The organism is Paenibacillus sp. A3 (assembly GCF_001399685.1).
GTDB lineage: Bacteria > Bacillota > Bacilli > Paenibacillales > NBRC-103111 > Paenibacillus_G.
In genome coordinates this window covers 26163-35932 of record NZ_JTHN01000172.1, presented here as the reverse complement: position 1 = coordinate 35932, position 9770 = coordinate 26163, and the positions used below count along the sequence as shown (strand labels likewise).

At 41.4% G+C, this 9770-nt stretch carries 15 protein-coding genes and 1 pseudogene; 4 read left to right on the top strand and 12 right to left on the bottom strand.

All coding sequences use genetic code 11. The features are described 5' to 3' along the window. Nucleotides 1-93: 93 nt before the first annotated feature. From QJ48_RS37665 to QJ48_RS36240, 3 genes are all read right to left on the bottom strand, one after another. Nucleotides 94-369 carry a hypothetical protein gene (locus tag QJ48_RS37665; protein WP_054976113.1) on the bottom strand — a complete coding sequence of 92 codons (276 nt, stop codon included), beginning with the start codon at nucleotides 367-369 and terminating at the stop codon, nucleotides 94-96. 111 nt (nucleotides 370-480) lie between these two features. Continuing rightward, nucleotides 481-849 carry an IS3 family transposase gene (locus QJ48_RS39545; protein ID WP_082420669.1) on the bottom strand — a complete coding sequence of 123 codons (369 nt, stop codon included), beginning with the start codon at nucleotides 847-849 and terminating at the stop codon, nucleotides 481-483. Nucleotides 850-896: 47 nt separating this feature from the next. Further along, nucleotides 897-1124 (bottom strand): transposase, encoded by a 228-nt coding sequence (locus QJ48_RS36240; protein ID WP_082420668.1) that lies wholly within the window; start codon nucleotides 1122-1124, stop codon nucleotides 897-899. Here QJ48_RS36240 and QJ48_RS24860 point away from each other — a divergent pair. Then, nucleotides 1110-1676: pseudogene (locus tag QJ48_RS24860) on the top strand (IS256 family transposase); the annotation flags it as partial. The gene QJ48_RS36240 and the pseudogene QJ48_RS24860 overlap by 15 nt on opposite strands. A 71-nt stretch (nucleotides 1677-1747) precedes the next feature. Here the strand turns inward: QJ48_RS24860 and QJ48_RS24855 are convergent. Further along, complete coding sequence (locus QJ48_RS24855; protein WP_054976111.1) at nucleotides 1748-2317, bottom strand: hypothetical protein; 570 nt, start codon at nucleotides 2315-2317, stop codon at nucleotides 1748-1750. Between the two features lie 575 nt (nucleotides 2318-2892). Here QJ48_RS24855 and QJ48_RS37070 point away from each other — a divergent pair. The 3 genes from QJ48_RS37070 (at nucleotide 2893) to QJ48_RS36230 (ending at nucleotide 5085) form a co-directional block, all read left to right on the top strand. Beyond that, nucleotides 2893-4203: a hypothetical protein gene (locus tag QJ48_RS37070; protein ID WP_054976110.1), complete on the top strand. Its 1311-nt coding sequence runs from the start codon at nucleotides 2893-2895 to the stop codon at nucleotides 4201-4203. Nucleotides 4204-4218: 15 nt separating this feature from the next. Further along, nucleotides 4219-4617 carry a hypothetical protein gene (locus QJ48_RS24845; RefSeq protein WP_054976109.1) on the top strand — a complete coding sequence of 133 codons (399 nt, stop codon included), beginning with the start codon at nucleotides 4219-4221 and terminating at the stop codon, nucleotides 4615-4617. A 171-nt stretch (nucleotides 4618-4788) separates the two neighbouring features. Further along, a complete protein-coding gene (locus QJ48_RS36230; RefSeq protein ID WP_054976108.1) occupies nucleotides 4789-5085 on the top strand; it encodes a hypothetical protein in 297 nt (98 codons plus the stop codon). On the opposite strand, the gene QJ48_RS24835 is transcribed toward QJ48_RS36230, so the two are convergent. The 8 genes from QJ48_RS24835 to QJ48_RS24810 form a co-directional block, all read right to left on the bottom strand. Beyond that, nucleotides 5074-6696, bottom strand: coding sequence for a recombinase family protein (locus tag QJ48_RS24835; RefSeq protein ID WP_054976107.1), 1623 nt, complete (start codon nucleotides 6694-6696; stop codon nucleotides 5074-5076). The two genes, QJ48_RS36230 and QJ48_RS24835, sit on opposite strands and share 12 nt — an antisense overlap. A gap of 84 nt (nucleotides 6697-6780) precedes the next feature. Beyond that, nucleotides 6781-6912: an SHOCT domain-containing protein gene (locus QJ48_RS39385; protein WP_337589638.1), complete on the bottom strand. Its 132-nt coding sequence runs from the start codon at nucleotides 6910-6912 to the stop codon at nucleotides 6781-6783. Between the two features lie 61 nt (nucleotides 6913-6973). After that, nucleotides 6974-7585: a hypothetical protein gene (locus tag QJ48_RS24830; RefSeq protein ID WP_054976106.1), complete on the bottom strand. Its 612-nt coding sequence runs from the start codon at nucleotides 7583-7585 to the stop codon at nucleotides 6974-6976. Further along, nucleotides 7582-7875, bottom strand: a complete 294-nt coding sequence (locus QJ48_RS24825) for a hypothetical protein (protein ID WP_054976105.1) — start codon at nucleotides 7873-7875, stop codon at nucleotides 7582-7584. The genes QJ48_RS24830 and QJ48_RS24825 overlap by 4 nt, the downstream gene beginning before the upstream one ends. A gap of 2 nt (nucleotides 7876-7877) precedes the next feature. Then, the gene (locus QJ48_RS24820; protein WP_054976104.1) at nucleotides 7878-8186 is read right to left on the bottom strand and encodes a phage head-tail connector protein; all 309 of its coding nucleotides are present in this window, start codon (nucleotides 8184-8186) and stop codon (nucleotides 7878-7880) included. After that, nucleotides 8183-8338 carry a hypothetical protein gene (locus QJ48_RS38170; RefSeq protein ID WP_193394495.1) on the bottom strand — a complete coding sequence of 52 codons (156 nt, stop codon included), beginning with the start codon at nucleotides 8336-8338 and terminating at the stop codon, nucleotides 8183-8185. Before QJ48_RS38170 ends, QJ48_RS24820 begins: the two co-directional genes overlap by 4 nt. 85 nt (nucleotides 8339-8423) lie before the next feature. Next, the gene (locus tag QJ48_RS24815; protein ID WP_054976103.1) at nucleotides 8424-9254 is read right to left on the bottom strand and encodes a P22 phage major capsid protein family protein; all 831 of its coding nucleotides are present in this window, start codon (nucleotides 9252-9254) and stop codon (nucleotides 8424-8426) included. Nucleotides 9255-9279: 25 nt separating this feature from the next. Next, complete coding sequence (locus tag QJ48_RS24810) at nucleotides 9280-9681, bottom strand: DUF4355 domain-containing protein (protein ID WP_237763049.1); 402 nt, start codon at nucleotides 9679-9681, stop codon at nucleotides 9280-9282. Nucleotides 9682-9770 lie beyond the last annotated feature (89 nt).

Genomic DNA, 9770 nt, shown 5'->3' with positions numbered 1-9770 from the left:
TATCAATGTGTTCTATTATCGTTTTAACTGAATCGCTTAAATCAGCCCATTTTAAATTACATTTATTATTCACTACTTTCATCTCCCTTAAAATTATCTTTTTATCATCACATATTGTTCTTCTAACCAAGCAATATAAGATTTATCGCTACCGCTCCTTTTATAGTCTAGAAATACCGTGTTCTTTTCTACAATATCAAACTCTTTAATTTCATCATAAACTGATATGTAAATCTTAGCTTTCTTATCTTTAGGGTAATATGGACTTTCACTCCAACGAAGCAGTTCCCCAGTTTTACCATTCCATACATTTTGCTCGAATCCTTTATTGTACTCTTCTTGTTGGCTAAAATCGAATTCGACACACACAATAGCATTCGTCTTCTTCGTACATTCTTACAATTGTAGCTCGCATATTTGGATCAAAACATTTGAACTCCTCTATACCTTCTTTAAATTGAACTGGACCACTTCAATAGATTAGACGCATAGAATCGAGAGAATTACGCAGTAGGGCGGTACATACGTTCGTACTGATTGGGTGTAAAATATCCGATTCGCGGCTACCGGCAAGTTATGCTTGGAATTCGTTGTTGCTTTATATTTCTTGATTGTTCGGGATTTCAAGCCGAGCTCCTTCATGATTCGAGCAACGGTTTTCTCGGTCACCTGAGCGCCTTGTTTCTTAAGGGCTTCCCAGATTTTCTTGCTTCCATAAAGACGCCTATGGTCAAAAAAGATGCGCCGAATCTGCTTTTTAAGCCACTCATGACGTTGGCTTCGACCGCTTTCTTTCCGCCGGGTCCAATGATAATAACCGCTTCGGGAGATTCCAAATACGGCGCACATCTTCGCAACACGGAGCTTGAAGCGATGATCGTGGATGAATTTATAGATCAGCGCCGGTCTTTAGCGAAGTAGTGCATCGCCTTTTTTAAGATTTCGTTCTCCTCTTCCAGATCACGAATCCGCTTCTGAAGATCACGCATGGCCTTGTCTTCCGGTTTTAGTTGCCCACTACCGGGAAACGCCCCGCTGCCGTCCTGTTTAAACTCGGCGATCCAGCGATAGATCGTATTCTCATGCAGACCCATCTCACGGGCTACCTCGAGATAGATACGCATCTAGGTTATGAGAAGCATGACACGATGAACAAGAAAACCTCGAACAGTCGGAATGGCAAGGGTAAGAAGCGCATCATCAGCGAGTATGGTGAACAGGAAATTCAGGTTCCTCGCGATCGTCAGGGGGAATTCGAGCCCTTGATCGTGAAGAAGCATCAGTCGCATGTGAACGGGATCGAGGACCAGATCATTGCCTTATATGCCAAGGGGGTCAGTACCCGGGAGATTCAAGATCACATGGAGCATATCTACGGTATCGAAGTTTCTCTGACGCTCATTTCCAATGTGACCAATAAAATTGTCCCGATGATCAAAGAGTGGCAGAACCGTCCGCTGCAACACACCTTTGCTGTCGTTTTCCTGGATGCGAATTATTTCAAGGTCAAGCAGGACGGGGCCATCGTGAACAAAGCAGCCTACATGGTCATTGGCATCGATCTGGACGGCAATAAAGACGTGCTGGGCATCTGGATCGGGGAGAATGAGTCCTCGAAGTTCTGGCTGAGCGTCTTAAACGACCTCAAAAACCGCGGCGTACAAGACATTCTCATCACCTAATCTGTCAGTAAGTATATGATAGCATGAAAAAACCTCCCGATTGGAGGTGAATGAGTTATTTATTTTCATAACGTACTAAGCCGTAGTTCATAAAAATACTGCACAATTGGATGCTTTAACTTCATCTTCTCGGTCATGTTTAAAATTCGCTTTTTTCCAACTCGTCTGTCTACCAAAGCAAGAATATTCAATAAGATATCATTGCTCTCTATGCTTTCCTCTATAGAAATGGATAAAAACTTATTAGCTACAACGACAAAATTTGATTTACTTAATGATGACTGTGCTGACAAAAGCTCCTTTGCATATTCTGATATTTTTCTACTTCTTGCAATTACTTTTAGACGATCCTCCGGAACTATCCCCTTGGTATCTTTTCTGACCGCTTCAATTTCTTCATTGTTGATAGAAATTTGGATATCTGAATCATTCTTAATATCCAGCTCCGTCTGATACCATCTGATTAAGGTAGTTATATCACTCATATTGAATACGTTCTTTTTATCTACCGCAATATAACAAATTCCTGCTTTATCAGGTAAATAACGGTAGCCGGTTGCGCGGTATTCGACCCTTCCATACAACGCAGGACAGAGAAAACTCTCCAGATGTTGCTTCAATTTGCTCCAGGCCATGTAATCCTCCTATTTCTATGTTCTATAAATACCTATTGAGGCAGTCGTTCTATTATCCATAATACAATAACCAACACATCGATCATACTAAATACAAGTAACCTTGCTTTTCTCAATTTTCTTCCACCGCTGTGGGGAGAGGCTTGCTATCAACGTAGTTACCATTCAACACTTTACCTATACTGGTGTCGTAAATAAATTCAACTTCTTTCATTTTAGGATAGTTCATAAAAGAAAAGCCTGCTTTCTCAGCAGACCTTGTTGAAACATTTACCTTTCAATGTCCCTCCCGATACATCCTTACCACGCACTCCACGTGCATCGAGATGGTGAAAGGGATATATCGTCGATGCCGATACTCATTGTTCCATACTCTATAGTATACTGCTAAAATTTAAATATGGAAATGAGCTTGCAAGCCAAACCCGAGCAATAGATCGTAGATCGTTTCTCAAATATGCCCTTCCCAAATCTCCGAAAGTGTGTTGAAATTTACATTAAATAGAAGTCGTATCAATCCGATATAAATAAGATAACGACTTGGTAGGTTAGCAATAGCCTAAAGGGAGATAAATATGAGCATTTTATTGAGGGTAGAACGAGAATCCGGTCATTCACCGATTGAGCTTGGCAATGGGCAAATTACTGGCTATAGCTATACTAACACAAGTCCGGCAGATTTTTTAGCCAAAGCATATAATGCGGAGCATTCGATTCAGATACGGGGTGAGATTCCACTTCGACTACTTCCTCCTGTGGAAAAAGATACGGATAGCTCCAATACGCTTTATGCATGGGCGCTTACTGAATATAGGCCGGACAATGATTATTATCGAACTGTTACCGTCCAAATCGTGAGGCATGAAAAGACGATTCGAGAGATCATATTTACACATGCATACGTTAACGTGTATCAAGAACAGGTTAACGGCATGAAAGGGGTATTAGAGTTTGAACTTGTTGTACGACAGAAAAAAGATCAACTGGACAGCATTCGGTTTGATTCGGTTGCCATCGGCATACAGGAAGACTCTAAAAAAGAAAAAGGAAGCCGCGTTACGATTCTGTCTAATGCTCCGAAGATCGAACCATTTATTTATGAGTATAAGGAAAATGACGGTGTAAACCTTCTTAAGCTCAATCCTTTAATGAAGGAAAATAGTCCTCTCAACTATACTACGATCCTGCATGGAGATGAAGAGGATGAGGGGCTTCCACGGAATATCCAAGATGAGATAGAGTTTATATCGAAATATTGGGAAATGACTCCCCACCAGAATGTAAAGGATGAGATTCATAAAGTTGCGAATGCTTTAAGAGATATAGGCCGAAGCGGAAATGAATATGTTGTCATGAGATTCAATACTTTTATTCCCATGAAAAAAATTTCTGCAATTCCGAAATTCGTGGAAGGACTTGGTGATGGAAGAGATTTCGATGTGAGTTCGCATAGTAATCGCACTGTTCAGTACGCTGTTGTTGATTATGTTACAGGACAAGTTACATCGTTTAACTTTACGGGGACATCCCATCAAACCTTTTTTGATAAGCCTCTTGATGAAGCTACGATACCTAATGACAATATGAGTGTCTCTCCTGGATTGAATGGTAATAATTTATATTTTAGTGTCTCTTCTGGGAATCCATTAATTCCAGTAGCAAAGATAGATTATAAAATTATGTTTAAAATTAACAGGGATAATGGAACCATCTCGTATGATGGTGTTAGGAACGAGTTTCCTGCATACGAAGTTTACTACAGTTCCAATGGTACTGATTATAAAACAGTCCTTCAATATATGCCAAGCGATAGTTACTTTAGTCCTGGAGGTTTGTTTGATTTCATCGGGAATCAAGCTGTACGGGGCACTGTATCAGTAAAATAAGCGGGGGGAAATAGGTTGAAAAAAGTATTTCTATTCGCTCTATCAGGTATTACTCTTCTGTTTATCAGTTCAATTTATTTTTATGTTTTTAATCCGAAATGGATAGATCAAAAAATAAATTGGTCTGAGAAAGAAACTAAACATGGAATTGAACTTCGATACGACTATTTTGACGGCGAAAAAAAAATTCCTATTCAAGCTAGAAAGGGGGATGAAATAAAAGTAAATTATAATTACGGCGGCAAGGGTGGAATTGAAGTGGCGTTACGCGGGCCAAAAGGTAAGTATGTTGAATGGCAGAGCAAAGGGACCGTATTGAGTGTTAAAGCAGAAACTGACGGTGAGTACCATTTTGTCATCAAAGGCAATAAGATGGAAAATGGATACATAAAAGTAGACTGGATTGTTGAATAGAGGCAACTTATCCTGTTCGTTCTGATTCTTTCAAGATACGCTTCAATGTTAGAGCCATAGTTCGCCATAAGAAGCGGCCTCAAAATGTAAGCGCGGCGGATAAAAATAACTTGCCACCCTCTCCGAACAGAGTTAAGATACACACACTCAAACAACGGAGGGGATTTTCCTATGGAACATTGGCCAAATTGGTTTCTCGATGCTCTCAAGTTAAGATTCGATACCTCAGCGCTTACTGCCCAAAAACAATATGCTCTGTTTCCGGTCCACCAGAAGCTTGCTGATTTGAACGATGCTATTAAACATCGGGCAGACGATGATCTGCTCGTTCTTTTGAGCGAGTGGGAGGATACGCTAAACCATAAGCATAATATCGAAAAAGAGTGGCTCTATATGCAAGGAGTTCAAGACGGGATTCGAATCATTTACCCCGCCTTACACTCGTCAGATTATCGTTTAGCCCACTAACTCGGTTATTTCCATCCCACTTTTTAAAGTAAAAACAAAATGCGCTGGCGAGAGAATAGTTATCTTCTCCACCAGCGCATGAAATAGGCTATCGTCAAATTGTTCGAGTAATTCTTGCCGTAAGCTTAGAACTTGTATGATTTCATCGACACGTTCCTTGATTTGGGCTTTTTGGTCATTATCTTTCTCCAGCAGGGATTTCTTTTGCCGAAGTTCGTTCAGCTCACCCGAGATTCTGGTATTTTCTTCATTGTACACCGCTTCGTCAATCTGATCCCGAATCTTCAGGTTTACCAACCCTTTGAGGTCAAATTTTAGCTGTTCCATTTGCCGCTCGATTTCCAATAGTGGTTCATGTCCTGTTCGTTTAGTTAATATCGTTTCAATGTTAGCCTTGAGCGTTCGGATAAATCCATCCTTGTTCTCATGCATCCGATTGAACACTCGTACAAACGCATCCTGTAGTACAAATTCATCGACCGCTTTGGCATCGCAAGCGTCTTTACCTTCGTTCACGTAGGTTCGGCATTGCCATACGACTTTCTTGGATGCGTTGTTACTGTTCCATGTTCGGCGTTTAAAAATGGTTCCGCAACATCCGCAGAATACTTTGCTGCTAAGTGGATATTTGCTGGAGTATTTCTTTCGGTCGCCTACGATATTGCCTTTCGGCTTTGCGCGGCGCTCTTTTTCCTTTTGTACCGCTTCGAACATTTCTTTTGAGATGATCGGCTCATGATTTTCTTCGATCAAATATTGCTGTTCCTGCCCTCGATTCTTGATTCGCTTATGGGTAAGAAAGTCAACCGTTATTGTTTTCTGCTGGAGTAAGGCTCCATAATATTTCTCATTCGTCAAAATAATCGTGATGGATGAATCCCACCATTTCTCGCCGCCAGTGACCGTTTTGATTTTATCTCGCATCAAGCCTTTGGCAATGGCTTCGTAACTTTTGCCTTCCAAATATTCTTGGTAAATCCGCCTTACAATCTCGGCTTCCTTTTCGTTAATGACCAACTCTCCATTCTCGTCCTTATCGTACCCGAGGAAGCGAGTAGTGTTACAGAATACTTTCCCTTCAGTGAATCCTCGCAAGATGCCCCATCTACTATTTTCTGAAATGTTCCTGCTTTCGTCCTGAGCAAGGGAACTAAGGATCGTCAAGAGGACTTCGCCTGTAGTATCCAGTGTATTGATGTTCTCTCGTTCAAAAAATACTGCGATACCAAGACTTTTAAGTTCTCGGACATATTTCAGCAAATCGAGTGTATTTCTTGCAAACCGGGAGATCGATTTAACCAGTATCAGGTCGATCATGCCATTTCGAGCATCCTGTATCATACGGTTGAAGTGAGTTCGATTTTTCGTATTCGTGCCGGTAATGCCTTCATCGGCATAAATATCAACCATATCCCATTCCGAGTTGCTTTGGATATGTTGTGTATAATGGTTCACTTGATTTGTATAGCTTTCTTTTTGTTCCTCCGAGTCTGTGCTGACGCGGCAATAGGCTGCGACTCGTTTCTTGTGAAATTCCGGAATCCCATCTAATGTCTCAATCGTTCTTACCGGTACAACGACTACTTTCTTTGCTGTGGCTGCTTTTGCCATGGCGATTCTCCCTTCGGATATATTCTTATTGCTGTGTCATGTTATAATTGTCCCGGCACATCATCAAGTCCATTTCTGCCCATTCTACGGGCTATTGAAGGACTTTTTATTTAACAAATCGATCTTGGTAAACTCTTCCTCCGTGATTAAATTTTGCGATTTGAGTTGCTTCAATAGGCTGAGGCTAAGCATATAATCAATGGATTTCTTCTTCATATAAGTGGCTCCTTTGTAAATAAAATTAGGCTCACCCGAAGGCAAGCCGTAGTTCTTCTAATTAAAAGAGATGCTTCTTTCGCTTTTCCATTTGCGTGGCATCTAAATGATATTTCCAACGGTCAGCAATATTGTTTTCGACATCATCATAAGGTAGGGACTTCGAATCCAGTTTGCAGCTTAGTTTAACGATTCCTGTTTGAGTTCGGTCAATGCCTATCACTTGAAACGGTTGATGTGTATTGTAGAAACGCTGATTTAGTTGGATATCTCTTGTGTCAGCATTCTCTTGGAGTGTGACGAATATCGTTCCATCGGGCAAAGAAATGATGTTACCTGGTCGAAGCGAAAATGTTATACCCTCCACAATCGCATCCAACCATTTCACATTGCCTTGAAAGTTGAACGCGATCTTAAAGTTGCACTTCCGCATTCTGCCGCGATACGATTGTTCGTTTTTATCAATTTGACTTACGATCATATATCGCTCATTTCGGTAATCAATGAGATCGCCAGTATGTAAAGGGATTGCTGTTCGGATCATTTTATCATCGATTTCCTGCAATTTATCAGCCGCATCCCGAACAAGAGCAAGCTGCTGTACATCATGAATATATATTGGTTCGCCTTTCTCAAGCAGGAAAAAGTCCATCATCGGTTCTATGCTTCTCATCGCTCATTCACCCCTGATGCAAAATCCGGCTTACAACGATACAAATACAGTTCCAGATAATCGCTCCATTCCTTCAAGTCCAAGATGATAAAAATGTGATCGGCAATTCGGACGTAACTGTTCAAGCGTAAACCAGATGCCTGATCGCAAAAGGCACGATGGGTGATTTCAAGGGTATAGCCGTCTTCATAGGAGAAGCTTTTCGTATGCGGCTGCACATCGGCATAGATGGTTTGTATCGTTGCCAAATGGACTGAATCCAGAATCTCCATTCTCGTATCATAAAACATGCTCAATACCCCACTTGTATTCTAGGCAGGGGAAGGGAAAGTCGAATATTTGCTGGAATGCCTGGTTCGTATTTGGCTGAGCGTTCACCTTCCTGTTTGTCCGTAAGACCGACTGAATCCTTGTTTTTATACAGATATACCGCATAATCGACAACTACTTCGTCATAAACAGGAGGGAGAAGAGCAATGTTGCAGTAGCCAAGGATATTATTTCTGGCCTTGTTCAAGTAATGCGTGAGAATGTCGTCTTTAGAAACGTCCGTTAATTCAATGCCAAGCAACCGTTTCATCAGATCTAATTGTTCATTCATGTCGTAACCTCTTTCTCATTCCGCTTAGCCTGTTTCGTTTCTTGTTTTGGATCGTCTACTTGTTCGTAATTCGCGTTGCCCTGCAATCGAAGCATTAATTCCTGATCCACAACTTCCCACTTTAAACCTGTCTCTTTATTCAAAAACCACATGTTCATTAACCTCCTGAAATAAAAATAGGGGTATCTAAAACGGACACCCCCGAACGTGTTTCTTCTATATATAATGTATTTCTGATTACGACTTATTTGCTGTGAGTACTGCTAATGCTTCGGGCTTGATGCACTTGGCTCCGAATACCTGCAATCCTTTGAGGGCATCGGAAAACTGCTTCTCAGGACGATACGCTTCCATCGAATCCACTTGTCCAGCAAATGAGATGGCACTTTTGTGGCCGGCGATGATTTTATACTTGGCTCCTGCTGTATGAGGCACATTGTTGGATTTATAGACCGCCATATTGTCGATGTTGCCGACAAATCCTGTTCGCATTACATTAGCATCTTTGGTATAGCGCGGGTCTTTGACGAGAAGTCCGTAGTACCAAGCTGGAACAACGACAAAACGATCCCCTTCGGGTACATCGTTTTCATCTAGAATCACGCCCAAATCAACGAGTAAATCATAAGCTGTATCCTTGGTTGGAACAATCGGAGTTGTATCGTCACCAATGGTATGACCAGCTTTGACTTCGGTATAATATCCAGCAATATATTGATCAACCACATTAGCGAGTCCATAGGATGCCTCCACAATACCGCCATCCAGTAAATTGACATTGGCTTGAGCCTTATCTACGTCATCCACTTGAAAGTTAAAATACTTCGCCTGGTCGATGACCAGATTTTTTTGCGTAGAGTCGAGTTCTTCCGGATTGCCAATACCTTTGGATTTATCATAGTTGCCGATAGTGACTGCGCCAATCGAATTAATTTTGACCGTGGAGCCTTGACCTTTGATCTCGCCCTCGAAATCGGTATTGACGCAATTGCCATACACTAAATTTTTCTTGAAACTTTCATTTAATCGTGCGCTCCAAATGGTAGGAATAAAATTTTGTACTGACATATCGTTTCACCTTGTCCTTTTGATTTTATTTGTTTTGTAATGTTTGTTTAATTTCATCCCAATTCTTGTTGATCTCATCATGCGACATTCCCTTGATGGCATCGAGTGTAAATGTCTTAGCGGCAGAATTAGCAGGAGGCGTATAGCCGTCGCTTTTAAGCCGTTGCTCGACTTGCTGTTGAACCGCCAAGTTTAGCGACTGTTCAAATACAGCCAGATTTGCTATCGTGCTATCCTCATCTGCGCCAATAAAAAAATCCACCAAGGATAACGGCAGATTCTTGGAACTGGCTATTTTGATGGCTTGACTGGTTAATCGCTCACGGAGCTTTTCTTGCTTCATGTTCTCGATTTCAACACGTAGACGCTCGACTTCGATTTCCTTTTCATCTTTGGCAGGAAAGCGCTTCTTGATCTCCGTATCCAGTAAACTTTCCAGATGATTTGCCTTCCACGTTTCCAGCGACTTTGCTGATCGCTTATGAATTGCTCAATCCCTTCAACGCTCAATGGATT

Excerpts from the sequence above, each read along its gene's own strand:
- QJ48_RS24825 (WP_054976105.1), bottom strand. The coding sequence starts at position 7,875 with ATGTTTTATGATACGAGAATGGAGATTCTGGATTCAGTCCATTTGGCA.
- QJ48_RS38170 (WP_193394495.1), bottom strand. The coding sequence starts at position 8,338 with ATGTGGTTTTTGAATAAAGAGACAGGTTTAAAGTGGGAAGTTGTGGAT.
- QJ48_RS24815 (WP_054976103.1), bottom strand. The coding sequence starts at position 9,254 with ATGTCAGTACAAAATTTTATTCCTACCATTTGGAGCGCACGATTAAAT.
- QJ48_RS36230 (WP_054976108.1), top strand. The coding sequence starts at position 4,789 with ATGGAACATTGGCCAAATTGGTTTCTCGATGCTCTCAAGTTAAGATTC.
- QJ48_RS24855 (WP_054976111.1), bottom strand. The coding sequence starts at position 2,317 with ATGGCCTGGAGCAAATTGAAGCAACATCTGGAGAGTTTTCTCTGTCCT.
- QJ48_RS39385 (WP_337589638.1), bottom strand. The coding sequence starts at position 6,912 with ATGAAGAAGAAATCCATTGATTATATGCTTAGCCTCAGCCTATTGAAG.
- QJ48_RS24835 (WP_054976107.1), bottom strand. The coding sequence starts at position 6,696 with ATGGCAAAAGCAGCCACAGCAAAGAAAGTAGTCGTTGTACCGGTAAGA.
- QJ48_RS36240 (WP_082420668.1), bottom strand. The coding sequence starts at position 1,124 with ATGCGTATCTATCTCGAGGTAGCCCGTGAGATGGGTCTGCATGAGAAT.
- QJ48_RS24830 (WP_054976106.1), bottom strand. The coding sequence starts at position 7,585 with ATGAGAAGCATAGAACCGATGATGGACTTTTTCCTGCTTGAGAAAGGC.
- QJ48_RS24820 (WP_054976104.1), bottom strand. The coding sequence starts at position 8,186 with ATGAATGAACAATTAGATCTGATGAAACGGTTGCTTGGCATTGAATTA.
- QJ48_RS39545 (WP_082420669.1), bottom strand. The coding sequence starts at position 849 with ATGTGCGCCGTATTTGGAATCTCCCGAAGCGGTTATTATCATTGGACC.
- QJ48_RS37070 (WP_054976110.1), top strand. The coding sequence starts at position 2,893 with ATGAGCATTTTATTGAGGGTAGAACGAGAATCCGGTCATTCACCGATT.